General features: G+C 65.8%; 10 protein-coding genes. 5 read left to right on the forward strand and 5 right to left on the reverse strand.

Translation table 11 applies throughout. From position 1 onward, the window contains the following. Positions 1 to 53 precede the first annotated feature (53 nt). Positions 54 to 1121, reverse strand: a complete 1068-nt coding sequence (selD, locus tag AC1RVW_RS08980) for a selenide, water dikinase SelD (RefSeq protein WP_493199390.1) — start codon at positions 1119 to 1121, stop codon at positions 54 to 56. A gap of 74 nt (positions 1122 to 1195) precedes the next feature. On the opposite strand from selD, the gene AC1RVW_RS08985 reads away from it, so the two are divergent. The 5 genes from AC1RVW_RS08985 to mnmH are packed head-to-tail and all read left to right on the forward strand — an operon-like array spanning position 1196 to position 5592. After that, positions 1196 to 2053, forward strand: coding sequence for a putative selenate ABC transporter substrate-binding protein (locus AC1RVW_RS08985; RefSeq protein WP_106937080.1), 858 nt, complete (start codon positions 1196 to 1198; stop codon positions 2051 to 2053). Between the two features lie 10 nt (positions 2054 to 2063). Then, complete coding sequence (locus AC1RVW_RS08990; RefSeq protein WP_081265951.1) at positions 2064 to 2876, forward strand: phosphonate ABC transporter ATP-binding protein; 813 nt, start codon at positions 2064 to 2066, stop codon at positions 2874 to 2876. Between the two features lie 44 nt (positions 2877 to 2920). Continuing rightward, on the forward strand, positions 2921 to 3712 hold the full coding sequence (locus tag AC1RVW_RS08995; protein WP_493199536.1) for a PhnE/PtxC family ABC transporter permease: 792 nt from the start codon (positions 2921 to 2923) through the stop codon (positions 3710 to 3712). Then, positions 3709 to 4518, forward strand: coding sequence for a phosphonate ABC transporter, permease protein PhnE (gene phnE, locus AC1RVW_RS09000; protein WP_493199393.1), 810 nt, complete (start codon positions 3709 to 3711; stop codon positions 4516 to 4518). The genes AC1RVW_RS08995 and phnE overlap by 4 nt, the downstream gene beginning before the upstream one ends. 24 nt (positions 4519 to 4542) lie before the next feature. After that, positions 4543 to 5592 (forward strand): tRNA 2-selenouridine(34) synthase MnmH, encoded by a 1050-nt coding sequence (gene mnmH, locus AC1RVW_RS09005; protein WP_081265954.1) that lies wholly within the window; start codon positions 4543 to 4545, stop codon positions 5590 to 5592. 286 nt (positions 5593 to 5878) lie between these two features. Here the strand turns inward: mnmH and AC1RVW_RS09010 are convergent, their stop codons facing one another. The 4 genes from AC1RVW_RS09010 to AC1RVW_RS09025 form a co-directional block, all read right to left on the reverse strand. Beyond that, the gene (locus AC1RVW_RS09010) at positions 5879 to 6280 is read right to left on the reverse strand and encodes a hypothetical protein (RefSeq protein WP_493199396.1); all 402 of its coding nucleotides are present in this window, start codon (positions 6278 to 6280) and stop codon (positions 5879 to 5881) included. A 2-nt stretch (positions 6281 to 6282) separates the two neighbouring features. After that, positions 6283 to 15045 (reverse strand): hemagglutinin repeat-containing protein, encoded by an 8763-nt coding sequence (locus tag AC1RVW_RS09015; RefSeq protein ID WP_493199398.1) that lies wholly within the window; start codon positions 15043 to 15045, stop codon positions 6283 to 6285. A gap of 94 nt (positions 15046 to 15139) precedes the next feature. Then, positions 15140 to 15985, reverse strand: a complete 846-nt coding sequence (locus tag AC1RVW_RS09020; RefSeq protein ID WP_493199400.1) for a hypothetical protein — start codon at positions 15983 to 15985, stop codon at positions 15140 to 15142. A gap of 72 nt (positions 15986 to 16057) precedes the next feature. Further along, complete coding sequence (locus AC1RVW_RS09025) at positions 16058 to 17824, reverse strand: ShlB/FhaC/HecB family hemolysin secretion/activation protein (RefSeq protein ID WP_493199402.1); 1767 nt, start codon at positions 17822 to 17824, stop codon at positions 16058 to 16060. Positions 17825 to 18041 lie beyond the last annotated feature (217 nt).

The raw sequence follows: 18041 nt of genomic DNA on the forward strand, positions 1-18041 counted from the left end.
CGCTTGCCCCCACCCCTGCCCTCCCCCGGAAGGGGAGGGAGGAATACCGGATCTCAAGGGACCACGCGCAGCGAAGGCTCTCCCGCCTCGACACGGCCGATGACCGCCGCCTGCCCGAAGCCTTCGTCGCGGAAAATCTTCAGCACCGCATCGACCGATTCCGGCGCGCAGCTCACGAGCAGGCCGCCCGAGGTCTGCGGGTCGCTCAGCAGGTTCTGCGCGGTGGGATGCAGGCCGGCGGCCAGCTCAACGTCGGCGCCGTAGCCGGCCCAGTTGCGCCCCGAGGCACCCGTGACCATGCCTTCGGCGGCCATCACCACCACGTTGTCGAGCAGCGGCACCTTCGACCACTCGATCACCGCCTTGAGCTTCGCGCCGCGCGCCAGTTCGAGCGTGTGGCCGGCCAGGCCGAAGCCGGTCACGTCGGTCAGCGCATGCACGCCGTCGAGCGCCGCCAGGGCGATGCCGGGGGTGTTGAGCTTGGTCGTGTTCTCGATCAGCTGGCGGTAGCCGATGCCCGACAGCTGCTCCTTCTTGAGCGCCGCCGACAGCACGCCCACGCCCAGCGGCTTGCCCAGCACCAGCACGTCGCCCGCCTTCGCATCGGCGTTGCGGCGCACGCGGTCGGGGTGCACGAGGCCCATGGCGACGAGGCCGTAGATCGGCTCGACCGAATCGATGGTGTGGCCGCCGGCAATCGGGATGCCGGCGGCGCGGCACACGTCCTGCCCGCCGCGCACGATCTCGGCGATCACTTCCACCGGCAGCTGGTTGATCGGCATGGCGACGAGCGCCAGCGCCATGATCGGCCGGCCGCCCATCGCGTACACGTCGCTGATGGCGTTGGTGGCGGCGATGCGGCCGAACTCGTAGGGGTCGTCCACGATGGGCATGAAGAAGTCGGTGGTCGCGATCAGCGCCTGCTGGTCGTTGAACCGGTAGACGGCCGCGTCGTCGGCGGTCTCGATGCCCACCATGAGCTCGGGCGGGATCATGCCGCCCGCGTGGTTCTTGAGAATCTGCGACAGCACGCCGGGCGCGATCTTGCAGCCGCAGCCGCCGCCATGCGAAAAACTCGTGAGGCGCAAAGGCGCGAGCGGGTTCATGAGCGTTGGGTTCATGCGGCGATTATCGAATCGCCCCGGCTTTCTACAATCCCGTCCCTTCCAAACCCGCACTTCACCGAGGCGCAACCATGAAAAAGAATCTCACCCGACTGACCCTGGCCCTGGCCTTCTCCGTCGCAAGCCTCGGCGCCTTCGCCCAGGGCGTGCTGCGCGTGTCGGCCATTCCCGACGAGGCGCCCACCGAGCTGCAGCGCAAGTTCACGCCGCTGGGCGACTACCTCAAGAAGGAAACCGGCATGGACGTGCAGTTCACGCCCGTGACCGACTACGCCGCGGTGGTCGAAGGCCTGGCCACCAACAAGATCGACCTGGCATGGCTGGGCGGCTTCACCTACGTGCAGGCACGCATCCGCACCAACGGCGGCGCGGTGCCCATCGTGCAGCGCGCGGAAGACGAGGTGTTCACCAGCAAGTTCATCGTGCCGGTGGACAGCACCGCCAAGACGCTGGCCGACCTGAAGGGCAAGACCTTCGCGTTCGGCGCGCCCTCGTCCACCTCGGGCAGCCTGATGCCGCGCTACTTCCTGCTGCAGGCCGGCATCAACCCCGAGAAAGACTTCAAGACGGTCGCGTTCTCGGGCGCGCACGACGCCACGGTGGCCTTCGTGGCCGCGTCGCGCGCCGAAGCCGGCGTGCTCAACGCGTCGGTGTGGGACAAGCTGGTAGAGGCCAAGAACCCCAACGCCGCCAAGGTGCGCGTGCTGGCGACCACGCCGACCTACTACGACTACAACTGGACGGTGCGCCCCGGCCTCGATCCGGCCATCACCAAAAAGCTGACAGACGCTTTCCTGAAGCTCGACCCGGCCAACCCGGCGCAGAAGGAAATCATGGCGCTGCAGCGTGCGAGCAAGTTCATTCCGACCAAGTCGTCGAACTACGACGGCATCGAGACGGCGGGCAAGTCGGCGGGCCTGATCAAGTGAGCCTGCGCGAATGAGTTTTTCGCTGGAAGGCGTGGGTGTCGTGCACCCCAACGGCCAGCGAGCGCTGGCCGGGGTGACGCTGGCCGCGCGCGACGGCGAGCGCATCGCCGTCATCGGGCCCTCGGGCGCCGGCAAGACCACGCTGCTGCGTGTGCTCGGCGCGGCGCTGCGGCCTACGGAAGGCGTGGTCGAGACCCTCGGCGCGAAGGCGTGGCAATTGCCGGCCGCGGCGCTGAAGAAGCTGCGCGCCCGCATCGGCACGGTGCACCAGGCGCCGCCCATCGCGCCGCGCCTGCGCGTGGTCACAGCCGTGCTCGCGGGCCGGCTCGGCGAGTGGTCGACGCTGCGCGCGCTGGGCTCGCTCTTCCATCCGTCGGACATTGCCGGCGCACATGAAGTGCTGTCGCGCCTGTCGCTGGAAGACCGCCTGTTCGAGCGCTGCGACCGCCTCTCGGGTGGCCAGTTGCAGCGCGTGGGCATTGCGCGCGTGCTGTACCAGCGCCCGGCCCTGCTGCTGGCCGACGAGCCTGTATCCGCGCTCGACCCCACGCTGGCCGACGCCGCCATCGGCCAGCTCGTCGCGCAGAGCGAATCGACGGGGGCCACGCTGCTGGCGTCGCTGCATGCGGTGGACCTGGCGCTGCGCTGGTTTCCGCGCATCGTCGGCATGCGCAACGGGCTGGTGATGTTCGACCTGCCCGCGGCGCAGGTGACGGCCGCGATGCTCGACGCGCTCTATGCGAGCGAAGGCGGCGTGGCGGTACAGAAGTCGGCTCAGCCGGTCGCAGCCGAAGCTGCGTTCACTCGTCCGGACTGCCCTTGAACGCCGCTGCATCCGCCGCCGCCGTCCGACGCGACCCGCAAGCCATGCGGCGGCTGGCCGGCGGTGTCGCCGTGCTCGTCATCGCATGGCCGATGCTGGCGCTGTCCGAATTCAATCCGTGGGCGCTGTTCACCGGCGGCAATCTCGCGGTCATCGGCGGCTTCCTGGCGGGCTTCTTCCCGCCCGACGGTTCGCCGGCCTTTCTCGCGCTGCTCTTCAAGGCCACGCTCGAGACGCTGGCCATGGCAACGGCCGGCACCGCGCTGGCATTGCTGATCGGCGCGCCGCTGGGCTTCGTGACCACACGCGCCCTCTCCGTCTCGCGCATCGGCCCGGGCCCGGGGCGCGTGCGGGCCGGCATCGTGCGGCAGGCCGCGCGCTGGCTGCTGATGGTGCTGCGCGCCATTCCGGAGATCGTCTGGGCGCTGCTGTTCGTGCGCGTTTTCGGGCTCGGCCCCGCCGCGGGCGTGCTGGCGCTGGCCATCACCTACGGCGGGATGCTGGGCAAGGTCTACGCCGAGATCCTCGAATCGACCGACACGCGTCCGGCGCGCGCCCTGCTCGAAAGCGGCAGCGGCCGGCTCGCGGCGCTCTGCTACGGCCTGCTGCCGAACACCGCGCAGGAGCTGGCCTCCTACACCGTGTACCGCTGGGAATGCGCGGTGCGCGCGTCGGTGGTGATGGGGTTCGTCGGCGCGGGCGGGCTGGGGCAGCTGATGGACCAGTCGATGAAGATGCTCAACGGCGGCGAGGCCAGCAGCATCCTGCTGGTGTTCCTGGCGCTGGTGCTGCTGGCCGACCTGCTCAGCAATGCGCTGCGAAGGCTGCTGGCATGACGGCGAACCGCCCGCTGTTGCCTCCGCGCCCGCCGCCCTGCTGGCGCTGCCGCATCGCCTCGCTGCTGATCGGCGCGGCGGTGGTGGCGAGCTTTGCCTACCTGGGCATCGACTACCGCGCGCTGGGCTCCTCCGAGTCGCTCAGGCTCATGGGCAAGTTCATCGCCGAGTTCTTCCCGCCCGACCTGTCGCCCGACTTTCTCTCGAAGGTCGGCCATGGCGCGCTGCAGACGCTGGCGGTGTCGGCGCTCGGCACGGTGCTGGCGGCCGTTGCCGGCGCGGTGCTGGCGTTGCCGGCTTCGGGCCGCGCAGGCGGCGCCTTGCGCCACGGCTCGCGCTTCGTGCTGAACTTCCTGCGCAGCGTGCCAGAGCTGGTATGGGCCGCGCTGATGGTGCTGGCCGCAGGCATCGGCCCCTTCGCGGGGGCGCTGGCGCTGGCCCTGCACACCACGGGCGTGCTGGGCCGGCTCTTCGCCGAGGCGCTGGAAAACGCGCCGCGCGAGCCGGAACATGCGCTGGCGCTCTCGGGTGCCAACGCGGTCACCGCCTTCAGCTACGCCAGCCTGCCCATCGTGCTGCCGCAGTGGGTGGCCTACGCGCTCTACCGCTGGGAAATGAACATCCGCATGGCCGCCGTGCTGGGCTTCGTGGGCGGGGGCGGGCTGGGGCAGTTGCTGTACTTCCACCTGTCGATCTTCCAGCAGCAGCAGGCAATGACCGTGCTCATCGCGATGTTCGTGCTGGTGACCTTTGTCGATTTTGCGAGCGCTCGCTTGCGCCGTGGCCTCGGACCTGCATACGCCTGACAATCGGGGCATGAGGTTCCCGCCATGAGTCATCGCCAGCCCGTGCGCGTCGGCGACCGCCACGCCTTCGACACGCTGATCGACGCCCGCTCACCGGCCGAGTTCGCGCTCGACCACATTCCCGGTGCCATCAACTGCCCGGTGCTGGACGACGAGGAGCGCCGCATCGTCGGCACCGTCTACGTGCAGACCGGCGCCTTCGAGGCGCGGCGCATCGGCGGTGCGATGGTCGCCGCCAACATCGCGCGGCACCTGCGCGAAACCCTGGCCGACCGGCCCGAGAACTGGAAGCCGCTGGTGTACTGCTGGCGCGGCGGCATGCGCAGCGGCTCCATGGTGACGTGGCTGCGCCTGGTCGGCTGGGACGCGCAGCAACTCGCGGGCGGCTACAAGAGCTTTCGCCGGCACGTCATTTCGCAGATCGACGCACTGACCCCGAAACTCGACCTGCGCGTGATCTGCGGCGCCACCGGCAGTGCGAAGACGCGCGTGCTGCATGCGCTTGCCGCGCGCGGCGCACAAGTGCTCGATCTGGAAGATTTCGCCAGCCACAAGGGCTCGCTGCTCGGTTCGCTGCCGGGCGTGCCGCAGCCTTCGCAGAAGCACTTCGAGACGCTGATCGCAGCGGTACTGGAAACCGTCGATCTGTCGCGCCCGCTGTATGTCGAGGGAGAGAGCATCCGCATCGGACGGCTGTCGCTGCCTTTGTCGCTGGTGGCCCGGATGCGCGCGGCGCCGTGCATCGAGGTGTGCGCTACGCCGGAAGCGCGGCTGGCGTATCTGCTGCGCGACTACGCCTACCTGGGCGACGACCGCGACGCACTGGCCGACAAGCTGGGAGCGCTGAAGGAACTGCAGGGCAAGGAGACAGTGGCGCGCTGGCAGCATTGGGCGCATGAAGGCGATCTGCCGCATCTGTTTGCGGAGCTGATGGCGCTGCACTATGACCCGCACTATGAGAAGTCGCAGGAGCTGCACTTTCGGGCATGGGGGCGGCGCCGGAGCGTGGGTGCGGTCGATCTGTCGGATCAGGGGATTGGGGCTGTGGCTGAGGCGGTGTTGAGGTTGGGGTGAGTGGTGTTGCCAAGGGTGCAGTGGCCGTCGGCAGACACTGAAATAGCATGGGAAACAACACCTTCGCGCTAGCTTTTTGCTGAGGGCGAATTAGCGCGCAAATCTTGACGTCAACCTGCCAAGAAATCGCATTTATATGAAGTATTCAATGCTCGCTGAAGCTCAGGGCGCCCAAAATTTCTTGTTCAGATACGACTCTACACGGTCGAATGCGGGCAGTCAGGATATTCGTTCTCGTAAGCAATCCTGCAATCATAAAAGGCCACCCTCAAAACGATTCGAAAGCTTACTCGAAGCCAAAGACGATAACCGGCAAATCATTTGAATTTCTAAACGGATGCATTGACATTTTGCGCGCAAAATATCCAAATACTTTTTCCAACATTAAATATTCACCTCTAGCCTCTGAAAATCCCAAACTCCACTGATTATCCATCAATTGCCATGACACCATCAAATCAGATCCATCTGAATTCCAAAAACTCATCAGTTGGATTTTCTTTCCAATCAACTCATCCCTAGACCAACCTTCCAATTCGATCTCGTCACCCTCATCAGACCATGCGAGAATTTTTCCGAAAGAGGGATTAATAGGATTTAAGTCAAGCAGAGACGAAATGCCCCGAATATCATCCAATAGATTGTCAAAAGGCTGAGGCAAAATAACCCGAAGCGTACCTATGGTCATAGTCACTCCTTAAAGATAAAAACGTTCTCCACGCCCAGTCTTTTTGACAAAAAGTCATAAACGGAGCGAGGCGTCGAATCGGCAATGTAATATTGGACTATAACACCCCGCTTAGCAGCCTCTTCCTTTAGCTTTGCGACTTCTGACCCAAGATTTGATAACTTATTTGACTTTGCAGGCCCACCCACTCCAATCAGTTCTCCGTTTGGTCCAATAACGTCGACATCCGTATGGCCTCGTCCGGTCGTTATTTTTTCGTTTGACAACTTTCCTCCTGAAATTGCAGCGACTTTAAGCTCCCGCTCCTTTCCAAGTAGGTTCGCCGAGGCGCCGCCACTTTGATTAGACGTAAGAGCATTGCTAGGAAGCGAGCCACTGTCTTCATTCGAGGATGACAAAGTCGCGTTTCCAGGCGCATACCCAAGCCTCCCCCCAGCTGCAACCGGCGCAAAGCCCGGCACGCAAGTCGGCGGGACCGCACACCAGACCGTAGGCGCCATCCCCACCAAGACCGCACCGCCACCAGCAGCAGGCGGTTTGCCGCCCGAATCAATGTCAGGCGGAATATCCGGCGGGTTTGCCGCTGCTATTGCCGATTTGAAGTCGTTGGCTACAGCATTCCCAAGATAGCCAGCACCACTGGCCGCTCCTTGCATGCCGTCCTTGGCGTTGTGCAAAAGCGTGCTCGCGATGTCAATGGCGCCATCGGACCATCCGTACTCCGAGAACACCCCGGTCTTGAGCAGCAACTGTTGCTCATCCTTGTAGTCAGTCCCTCTGTTCTGCGAAGAGACCTTTGCAGCGTAGCCGGCGCTGTTTGGGTCCGCGCCGGCTGCGCACTTCAGAAGCGCGCACATCGCATCGGCCAGCTTTTTCTGATCGGCCTCGCCCTTGTTTTTCTGCAAGCGGGCGAGCGCATCTCGCTGTGCTGCGTTGGACTGGCGGTTGTTGACGTCGGCATTGAATGCAGTCGTCGCACCGGCCGCACCACCGGCCGTTGCCCCTAACCCGACCGCCAAACCAGCGCCCACGGCCTCTTTGACGCCGCTGGGCAGGTCGCGCGTCAGCTCATCGATGACCGGTGCCGCAGCCGACGCCAGCGCCGCGCCTGCAGCGCCTTGCAGGTTGCCCGCAAGCCCGCCGACCAAGGCATGCGCCCACACGCGTGAAGCACCGCCTTCCTTCCAGTTTTCGTAGTTCTGCCGCTCCGCCGCGAGGGTGCTGCCGGCGTTCGCCAAAGCCGCAGTCGCCTGCGCCCTTTGCTCGTCACTTGCGCCCGGATCGTTCAATACCTGCTGCGCCACCGACGCCTGGAGTTGCGCCTGCTCGTATTTCCGGGTCTGACGTTCGGCGTACTCTCCGACAGCTTTGGCGGCCTTCGGCATTGCAGCCTGCGTGATCTGCACTTGCGCCTGCACATCGGCGACCAGCTTGTCGGTATCCCATTTCTTCGTCAGCGCATTCGTGCTGTCCACGCCAGTGCGCACGCTCTGGTCACCCGCAATGCCGCTGATGCCGGCCTTGGTCACGCTCGATTGCGAGCCCGACGCGCTGCCCACGCCCGCACTGCCGCCTGAGCCCGCCTTGAAGTCCGAGCCCGGTATGGGTTTCTTGTCTTCGCCCTTGGGCTGCTGTCCTGAAACGCTCAGGCCCAGGCTCGCACCGCTGGCCTTGTAGCTGTCGAAGTTCTGGATGTCGCTGGTGGTGAGGCTGGCGGACTTGAACGTGTTTCTCGCGTTGTCCACCGCCGCCTGCGTGCTCTCGATCACCGCGCCCTTGAGGTCGGTGCGGCCCTTCACGTCGACGTCGAAGCCGCCGTCGCCCGCCTTGATGCCCGATTGCTTTTTCGCGCTCGCGAAGTTGCCGCCGGCCTTGGCGCTGCTTGCGCTCACGCCTGCGCTCCACACGCCCACCCCGACGCTCAAGGAACCGCCCAGGCTCTGCTGCGTGCTGGCCGAGGTGCCGGTGTCTTGCAGGCTCTCGATCTTCAGGTCGCCGCCCACCTTGGCGGCCACACGGTCGGCTTCGATCACGCCGCCCTTGATGGTCATGTCGCCGCCGCTCGCGAGGTTCACCTTGTTGCCGGCGCTCACGCGGCTGTTGGTGTAGGTCGAATCGGTGCCGTCCGATTTGCCCCGGCTGGCGTTCGCGCCGACGTTGAACAGCAGGCCGCTGGTGCCGAAGCTCACACCCACGCTGCCGCCGCTGCCCTTGTTGGTGCCATGCCGCTCGCTGGTGTTCTGGGCCGCGAGAACATCGATGCGGTTTTCCGCAGCGAGCGTCGCCGTGTCGCGCGCGACGATGTTGCTGCCTTGCACCAGGATGTTGCTGTCCTTGCCGCCGCCGATCGCGAGCAGGCTGACGTTCTTGCCCTCGATGCGGCTGCCGGACGCGGTGTCGCTGGCTTCGGTGCGGTTGCTCTTGTTCTGGCTGCCGCCGAGGCTGATCGACAGGTTGACACCCATGGACTGCGCCGGATTGGTGACACTGGCGTTGGCCAGGGCATCCGCCACGCCTTTGGCCTCGACGGCCATGGAGGCGGCACCCAGCGCCTGCATGCGTCCGCTGCCGGTTTGCTGGACGGCCTTGGCCGTGTTGCCGATGCTTTGCATCGCGCTGATGACGGGTGCGGTAAGCGCAATGGTCAGGCCGCCGGTCTTCTGCTTCAGCTCGGTCTCGGTCCGGCTGGTTTCACGTGCCTCGCGAATCGCGATGCTCTTTGCGGCGATGGTCACGTCTCCGTCAGGAGCGACTACGTCGCTGCCGATCTGCGTGTACCGATTGCCGGCAATGAGCGTCGTGTTGCCGCCGATGCTGCCCACCGTGCTGCGCACCGCGCTGGTGTTCTCGCTTCGGGTGTCGGTACTCTGGCTGCGGCTGCCGATGGTGAAGCCGAAGCCGCCCGAGCCCATGAGTCCGGACTGGCTGGTGCCGCGATAGGCGCTCTCGGAGCGGCTGTCCTGCGCGGCCTCGATGGTGAGGTCGCGCCTGGCGACGATGGACGCATTCCTGTCGGCAATGATCTCGCTGCCCGACACGGTGACATCCCGACCCGACACGATGATGTTGCGCCCGCCCAGCGTGCTGCCGGTGGCGGTGTCTTCGCGCGAACTGTCGCGCTGCGTGGTGGTCTTGCTGGAGAGAAAGCCTTTCTTTTTCGCTTCACTCGCGGAGTCGACCGAGACGGTGGCACGCCCGGTCTCGATGCGCACATCGCCTTCTCTGGACTTCACTGCCAGGTCACCCTCGGCGTCGATGACGGATCCGCGCACGCGGATGTTGTTTCCGGCGTCGAGGGTCACATTGCCGCCGCCGGCAATCTGGCTGCCCACCTCCCGGCTGCTGCTCTGGCTGTAGAAGTTGCGCGGGCCGCTGCCTCGCTCCTGACGCTCCTCTTCCTTGACCGTCGAAACACTGATGTCCCGCCCGGCCTTCAGCAGCGTCCCGCTGTCCTTGCCGCTATTCGCGAGGATGGCACCGGCAACGCGCACGTCCCGCCCGGCCGAAGCCACGAGGATGCCTTCGGGATTGCTCACATAGACCCCCGCCACGCGGTCGATGTTCGTCCGGCTGGTCAGCACTCCGGTCTGCGTGCGGGTGGTCGTCACGAGGTTGATGTCGTTGCCGGCCGTCAATGTCGCGGAGTCGCTGGCAGTGATGGTGCCGCCGATGTTGTCGAGGTCGGTCTTGGCGTGGATTCCAAGGTCGCCGCCCGCAATGCGGCCACCAAGGTTCCTGACATTGTCCTTGTCGATCCTGACCAGCGTGCGCCCGGCGATGGTGCCTGTGTTGACCAGATCGCCATCGCCCTTGATGACGGTGGCGTCGGCACTCAGCAGTGCACCAGAGCCGTCGATGTCTCCGGGTCGCACGCGCACGTACAGCTGCGGCGCCAGTACTTGCCGGGTGACTCCCTCGGGCAGCGTCACCGTCTTCTCGACCAGCCAGACGATGTCACTGGTGAGCTGCGCCATCTGGACTTCCGACAGGCCGATGCCCGGCCGCAAGCCATGCTGCCGCGCGAAGGTGGCCCCGTTGTTCATCAGCGCCGTGTACTGCTCCTCGTCGTTGTAGTAGCCACCCAGGTAGCGATAGCCGGTGAGCTGCGCGACCTGCTCGCGAATGAGCTTCTGCTCGTAGAAGCCGTCGCCCAGGCGCTTGAGCGCGTTGCCGGGGTCTTGGCCGAGGTTGTTCAGCAGGTAGTCGCTGCTGAGCCAGTTCCGGTAGCCGGCGAAGCGCGGGTCGGCCTCGACGAGATAGCCGCGCGGCCCGCCATTCAGATTGAAAAGACTGGCTTGGGGAATATCGATGCGAGGCGAACTGGTGCGCACGACCATGGGCACGGTCTGGCCGGCACCCACCTTGGCGTTGCTTGCCTGAGTGATGGCGGCATCGACCGAGCGTCCTCCGGCATTCACGACGCCACCGACGTTGGCCGGCACCTCGACGATTGTCGCCACAGGGCTCGGGCCGCTCGCACCGGCGGAGCCCTTGCCCGCGTCGTATCCCTTGGTGGCGTTGAAGTTGCCTGTTTTCTCGTAGGCGCCCACATCCCTGCTCACTCTCGACACGGGTTCGATGACATCCGGCTGCCGCCGGGTGGCGCGCCAATGGACGATGGAGCCGGTCTGCGCGGTGACCTCCCCCTGTAGCGCCTCGTTCCTGATGCCGGGCGCGTCCAGCACAGCGCCGGCGCTGATCCGGCTGTCGCGGTTCAGCCCGTTGCCAATGAGGGTCATGTCCCTGCCGGCGACGATGGCGGCCGGGTCGGCGTCGATGGCCGTATCGGTCGTCGTGAGAACGGTTTTGTCCCAAAGTCCCCAGACATGGCCATTGGCTGGCCTCCAGCTTCCATCGGGGTTGCGCAGCAAGAGGTTGGCCTTGCCCGGGGTGTAGACAACATCCTCCGGCTTGAAGTGGCCGATGCCTTCCACGCCGATGGTTCTGGAGAACACCTGGGTCGTCGTCTTCGGCCCGAGCTTGATGCGCGTGTCCAGGTTGTCGATGCGCCCCATCGAGACAGTCATGTCACCCAGCGACTCGATGCGCGCGCTCAGGTTTTCCAGGGCACTGCCGCTGGTCGCGGCTTCGCGGTTGCCGTCGAGCCCGCCGCCGATGTTCAGTGCCTTCGCGCCCGTTCCAGCGCTGAAGATCAGCGCGTGCTCGCGGTTGCGGACGATGTCGGCACCGATGTTCAGCGACTCGCGTGCCGCGATGGTCGCGGCCTTGGTGATGCCATTGACGGTTTCAGCAGAGTTGTCGAGCGTGCCCACCGCAGCGGACACCGCGTTGCCGTAGATGCGGCCCGTGCCGATGTTGTGCAGCGTGCCCGCGTCGATCTGTGTCGCGCCCTGGCTGTCGATCAAGCCTCGATTGGTCAGTGTCGTCGCCGCCTTCAGTGCGGTGTCCCTGCCCGACATCTCGGCGTCCGCCGCGTTGTCGATGACGCTTGCATCGACCGTGAGCTTGCGCCCTGCCGACAACTTCGTGTTGTTGGTGAACTTGCCGGCGGTGCTGAAGTTCAGGTTTCCATCGACGCCCATCTTCGTGTTGTTCGTGACGTCCTGTACGAGCGCAACGTTCAGGTCGTTCGCGGAGGCAATCCGGCCGTCGCCGCTGAAGGACTTCGCGTCGATGAACACGCCGCCGACACCACTGCGCATCTTGCCGTCCGCACCGGGCGCAGCAGGTATCCCGGCCTTGAGCACGCCATCGGTGTTGGTGATGGCCAGGCCCCTGGCCGCGGAGTTGCCCGCGTTCCGATCCTTGACGTCAAGCGCCTCCACGGCGGCGATCCGCCCCGAGATGTTGTTCAGTTCCGCCCCGCCAAGAACCGTGACGTTCCTTGCTTCGATGCCTTGCTCGTCGCCTGAGGTGTTGGCATTGACGACGCTGCCGGCACGGAGCCGGGCCGCTCCGTTCGCGCGGATCAATCCGCCGGTGTTGTCGATCGCTCCATCGCCGGCATCGAGGTCCAGGCTGCCCACGGCCAGCGTCTTGCCGCCGGCGTTGGTGAACGCCTGGGTTTCGGCAATCAACACTCCCTTCGAGTCGATGGAACCGGCGGTGTTCTTGACTTCGCCCGTCTTCAGGATGAGCGTGCCGCCGCTCGTGATGCCTCCGGCCATGTCTGCCGGTTGGGTCCGGTAGCCGGCCGCGTTGGTGTTGACGAGGACCCGGCCGTTGGTGTCGATGCGCAGCGACTCGCCCGACTGGATCAAGCCCGAGTCGTTGTTCAAGGCGCCGGATCGCAGCACGAGCGCTCCCGATGCGGCGATGGTGCCCTTGGCGCCGTTGTCGAGGTCCCCGCCGCGTGTATCGACCGACAGCGAGCGCCCCAAGATATTGCCGGCGCGATTGCTCAATGAACCGGCCTCGATGCTGATCTGCCTGGCTTCAGTACGGCCGTTGTCTTGCTCGAAGCCGTTCTTCAGGTCGATGGCGAGAGCGCCGTTGCCGGCGATGCGGCCGCCGGCTCCACTGAAGCTGCCACCCGCGATGCGCAAGGTGCCGGTGCGCGCATGCTCGCCCGCATGCTCGATCGCGCCGCCGGCATTTCCCAGCCTGGCAGCACTCAGCGTCAGGTCGCGGCCGTTGCTGGCAATGAGCCCGCCATCGTTGTTCAGCATGCCGGAGACGGCCAGCGTGGTGGCATCGGCACCGGTCTGCACGATCTCGCCGCCGCGGGTGTTGGCGATGTTCGATGCCCGCAGATTCAGCCGGCCGGCATTGAGTACGCCGGCGTCGTTGACCAAGGCCTGGTCCGCCTGTGCGTTGGCAGTGATGCGCAGGGCGCCCGGCGTCACCACCTTCGCCTTGTCGCTGGTTTTCACGTTGCCCTGCGTCGCAGTCACCGAGATGTTCGCCGCGCCGGTCTGGCTGCCCGAGAGATCGACGCTCGCGCCTCGCAGCGTTGCGTCGCCGACAGCCAGGTTCACGCCATTTGCAACCAGCGAACCCGAGACTGCGACGCTCAGTTCACCTGCAAGGCCCGGCTTGCCATCGCCTTGAACGCCGGCACCGAGCACGCTGCCGCCGCTTGACGCCAGGCTGCCAGCCGTGATCGCGGTGTTGCCGCCGGCGGTGATGCCGCCGTCATTGACAAGCGCACCGGCGACAGCGAGTCTGATGTCGTTGCCCGCGCGGATCGCCCCGCTGTTGCGCAGCGCGCCCGCGTCGAGCGACAGCCCTTCATTTGCAACCAGCGTACCGGCGCTGTTGCCGACGGCCTTCGCGACATTGGCAGTCAGGCGACCAACCGCCGTGATGATCCCGCGCGTGTTGTCGGCCCGGCCGCCGGCGGCGAGGCTTGCATCGCCGGCGCTGGTGAGCGTGCCGCCCACATTGATCAGGTCGCCGCTGGTGGAGATCTGCAGGCTGCCCGCATTGAGCTTGCCGCCTGTGTTGTCGAACTGGCCGACGTTCGCGTTGAAGCTTCGGCTGACGTCGAGCGTGCCACCCGCGTTGCTGAACCTGGCACCGGTCACGGCCATGGTCGCCACGCTGAGAGTGCCTCCCGTGTTGTCGATCTGCGGCGTCTTGAGCGTGATCGGGCCGCCGGCGTAGATGCGGCCGCCGTCGTTCCGGATCGTGCCTGCGGCGGTGATGGCGCCGGTTGCCCCGGCGAGGGCGGAAGACGCACCGCTCTCACCCGCTGCCGGCGCAAAAGGCTCCGCGCCGATCACGCCCCCATTCGTATTGCTGAGTACCGGCGAATCAATCGTGAGACCGGCCATGCTCGCCTGCCGGATGGTGCCGCCGCGGTTGTCGATGTCCGCGCCGCTGGTGAGCTGAACCCGCGCGCCTTCGAGCGTCCCGGTGTTTTCCAGTCGCCCCTGCGCAGTCACGACAAGGCCGCCCGCACCCGCGCCGACGTTGCCCGCGTTGCGCACACCAAGTCCCGTCTCGGTGCCGATGAGCGTGATCTTCCGGGCATACATTCCGCCCAGCGCGGCAACGTCGAGCGCAAAGGCAGGCGCGGGCCCGTTGCCCGCGACGGGCGCAACGTTGCCGTGATCGGCGCTGACCTGGTTGGCGCCAGCGACCACCTGGAGCTCGTTCGCCCAGATGCCCGCATTGACCTGCACGGCCCGCGCAAGGATCGCCGCATAGTCCGTCTTGCCGGCGTCGAGCCCGGCGCCTTCGACGCTCACCATGCCATCGCGCACGAGAAACCCGTCGAGCCCGCCCAGCGCACTGAGCTGCGGCACGCCGGTGGTCAGGGTCGCGCGCGATGCGTTGATGAAGCCGCCGCCATCCACGGAGATGCCCGCCGGATTGGCGATGATCACCTCCGCGCGCTGCCCGCCCACCTCGACGTGGCCACGCAACTGCGTCGGGTTGCCGCCATTGATCTCGTTGAGGATGACGCGCGCCGGACCTCTCGCGAGCCACGGGTTGCCCTGGACGAAGCCACCGAGCTGCGTCTGCACGTTCACCCGGCTGTTGTTCAGGATGGCGCCGTTGCGCATCACGTCGAACTGGTTGTAGACGTTGCGGCTCACGCCCGCGGCCGAGGGCGTCTGGATGTTGACCAGCGGCACGCCGTTGGGTGCGACGAGTACGGTCGGCCGAAGATGCCCGGGGACGTTGGGCGATCCGACGATCTGCGCCCGAACGGCGCCTGCGAGCAACAGGCAGAAGAGCGCGACTGCGGCCACGGTGCCTTTGGAGGCACCCTTGCCGATGCTGGTGGCCGTTTCCTGAACCACCATGCGCATGCCGCGCGCGGCGTTGAAGATGATCCGGTGAAGATGCCTGTTCATTTTTTTCTCTCCCTGGTGGCTCGGCAATTCGGCCTCTGAATGAAGCCGGCAATGACCGCCGCGACGCGGTCACTCCGGCTCCGTGCTCACGATCTCAAGCGCAGCGGAATTTCGCGACGCCCATGTACCGCGCGCCGGAAGGAAGGGTGGCCGAATAGCCCACGGCAATCGCATAGACACCGCTGCCGTGATCGCCCAGCGTGATGCCGGCGCCCGCACCCGCACTCAGGAAGCTGCCGGTCACGGACGTGCTGGATGGGGACTTGACCTTGGTATCGAAATTCACGGTGCCGACGGCGTCGCCGACCGTCACCTTCACCGCGCCCTTGACGGCAGCGCCTTCGCTGCCGAATGCCAGCGTCGAAGATCCGCTGGCCACGCCGCTGTTGGCAGCGGCGCCGCTGCCGCCGCCCACATAGGTGGGATTGGTGAAGACGCCCGCATCGCAGGTGGGGCTTCCGCTCTCAGGCAGGGTCTTCAGCTCGTTCAGTGCAAGGTAGTGATACGCACGGTTGTCGCCGCCAGTGAGGGTTTCCGCGCCCGAACTGCGCGTGACGGTGCCGGCGGTCCAACGGCCGATCGCGAAGTTCGCGTCACCGTTGATTTCCTTCGTCGCGCTCGACCCCGTCAGCGTGTTGTCGTTCAGGCGCGTCATCGCGCCGCTGGCCGCCTGCTCGCTTTGCGACAGCACACCGAACGACTGCGCACCCACACCCAGCAGCAGGTAGCGCGCGCGCTCGCCGCGAGCGAACGGTGCCGAGACCGAGCCGGAGTCGGCTGCTGCGGGCGCTGCTGCAGCCGCTTCTGCGGTCGCCGACGGAGCAACGGCTGGAATGGCGCCCATCGGCATGCCGCCGCCTCCACCGCCGCTGCCTCCACCGCAAGCGTGAAGCAGGCCAAGTGACAGCAATGAGAACGAAAAGAGAATCTTGTTTTTCATGGGATCTTGTGTGATGTGATTGCGATTGATTGGGTGATGCGATGTAGCTTTTTCTCTGTTGCGCCTTCCTCCTCAAAAGCTGAAGTTGAGGTTGAACCCCGTCGTGACCCCGGCCGTGCGGTAGCCCTCGGGCTTGCTGATCGGAGCGCCGATGAAGACGTCGTAGTTCAGCCCCTGCCATGCACCACGCACGCCGATCACGCCGCCCGCCAGGTGATTTCCGAGCAGCCATGCGACCGACCTCCCGCCCACGCGGCCGTAGTCGATGCCCGCATAGAGCTCGGCCCCGCCCTGGCCCACGGCCCAACCGACGTCGTTGCGCAGCAGCCAGCCCCGCTCGCCGAGCAGGCTGGTCTCGCCGTCGAAGCCGCGCACGGTGTAGCGCCCGCCGATGCCGAAGCGTTCTTGCGGCGTGAGCTGGGTCTGGTTCCACTGCGCTCGCCACTGGCCGGCATAGCGCAGCTTCTGCTCGCCGAGCTTGAAAGGCAGGTTGAGGCTCACGTCTGCCGTCATGAACCGGAAGCGGCTGGTGCTCTCGTCGAAGGCCTCTTCGGGTGCCCGCCTGGCACCGAAGGCGCCGGTGCCCTGGCGCAAGGCGAAGGTGCCGTCCAGCGTGGCTTCGCCGATGAACTCCTTGTGGCTCAGGCTGGCCTCCCAGCCGCCGACCACGCGGTGCTGGTTCTCGATCTGGGTATCGTCGATGAAGCTGCGCGACTCGCGGCGAAAGGCGCGGATCGCAACGGTGGTCTTGCGGCGCTGGTCGCGGTAGACCAAGCGCGATAGCCTCACTTCGGCGTTGTCGGCCTTGCCTGCATAGATGTAGTCCTGGTTCAGGCCGGCCACGGTTTGCCGGTAGTGGCTGTTCGAAGCGGTGAAGCCGAGTTGCCAGTAGCCCCAGGGCAGCGAGTAATGAACGGTCTGGCCCTCCGTGCCGCGGCGCGGGTTGCCCAGGACGTGCCCGTCCACGCTGTGGTTGGCACTGACGTAAAAAAGATCATTGAGGCCGAAGAGGTTGTCGGCCGAGACCGTGGCGCCTGCCTGGTATCTGCCGGTGGCTTCGGTGCCGCTGTCGTCCAGGCTCAGGGTGCCTCGCAGCATGCGGGCCTGCGTGTACTTGACGACCAGATCGCTGTCGCCCGGCCGGGCGTCGGGCGCGGTCGAAGACTCGATCTGGATATCGGCTTCGGCGGTGGGTGTGCGCTTGAGGTTCTCCAGGCCCTGCTCGATGTCACGCAGGTTGAGCAGGTCGCCAGGATGCGCAGGAATCGCGCTTTCGAGCAGCAGACGATTGCCGCCGAAGCGAGTGCTCGAATCCGCAGTGGCGCGGACGGCGGCGATGCGTCCGGGAACCAGTGTGAAGGTCAGCAGCCCGGTGGACAGATCCTGCGGCGCCGCCAGCACACGGGTGGTGACGAAGCCCCTTGCGATGATCGCCTGCTGGAGCCGCGCCATGACGGTATTGACGCCCTGCGTGCCCAGGCAGCGGCCAAGCGGGCTGTCGTTCGCATCCGGGCCCGCGGCGGCATCCAGCGCCCACTGGAAATCAACGGAACGCTCACCAGACAGGGCGAGACGTTCGACGCGAAAGCAAGGCGACTCTGACTCGGCCAGCCGGTCCGAATCTTTTTGCGCCGATTGCCGAAGATGGCTGTCGACCGACTTCTCCTGCTGCTCCCGCAGGGCTCGCTCACGCTCCTGCTGGCGCAGTTGCTCTACGAAGGGATGGGGTGCCGAAGGGTTGGCTTGAGCCAGAGCGCCTGACGCAGCACCCAGCCACAGGCAAGCGACAGAAACTGCGCGCAGTGATGGCGGCGCGAGAAAGCGTGATCGAAGGAGCATGACAACCCGGACGAATGCAACGAGGAATACGTTGCGGGGCGCGGATTGTCATGTCGCATTTGGCTGCACATTTGTGGCCAAAAGTGACTTGCAGAATTCCTGGAGATTTCCTGGAGATTTCGTTAGATATGCAACACCGTTGCGCTGCTCAACGGCATTGGAATCAACAGGATTCGACCACTTGTTATCAGCGCGCGATGGTCGGGCGCTGGCGGCG

This window comes from Variovorax sp. MPBD4-3 (genome assembly GCF_058809745.1).

What these genes read in the sequence shown, in the direction of transcription:
- selD (WP_493199390.1), bottom strand. Translation starts at nt 1,121, where the DNA reads ATGAACCCAACGCTCATGAACCCGCTCGCGCCTTTGCGCCTCACGAGT.
- AC1RVW_RS08985 (WP_106937080.1), top strand. Translation starts at nt 1,196, where the DNA reads ATGAAAAAGAATCTCACCCGACTGACCCTGGCCCTGGCCTTCTCCGTC.
- AC1RVW_RS08990 (WP_081265951.1), top strand. Translation starts at nt 2,064, where the DNA reads ATGAGTTTTTCGCTGGAAGGCGTGGGTGTCGTGCACCCCAACGGCCAG.
- AC1RVW_RS08995 (WP_493199536.1), top strand. Translation starts at nt 2,921, where the DNA reads ATGCGGCGGCTGGCCGGCGGTGTCGCCGTGCTCGTCATCGCATGGCCG.
- phnE (WP_493199393.1), top strand. Translation starts at nt 3,709, where the DNA reads ATGACGGCGAACCGCCCGCTGTTGCCTCCGCGCCCGCCGCCCTGCTGG.
- mnmH (WP_081265954.1), top strand. Translation starts at nt 4,543, where the DNA reads ATGAGTCATCGCCAGCCCGTGCGCGTCGGCGACCGCCACGCCTTCGAC.
- AC1RVW_RS09010 (WP_493199396.1), bottom strand. Translation starts at nt 6,280, where the DNA reads ATGACCATAGGTACGCTTCGGGTTATTTTGCCTCAGCCTTTTGACAAT.
- AC1RVW_RS09015 (WP_493199398.1), bottom strand. Translation starts at nt 15,045, where the DNA reads ATGAACAGGCATCTTCACCGGATCATCTTCAACGCCGCGCGCGGCATG.
- AC1RVW_RS09020 (WP_493199400.1), bottom strand. Translation starts at nt 15,985, where the DNA reads ATGAAAAACAAGATTCTCTTTTCGTTCTCATTGCTGTCACTTGGCCTG.
- AC1RVW_RS09025 (WP_493199402.1), bottom strand. Translation starts at nt 17,824, where the DNA reads ATGCTCCTTCGATCACGCTTTCTCGCGCCGCCATCACTGCGCGCAGTT.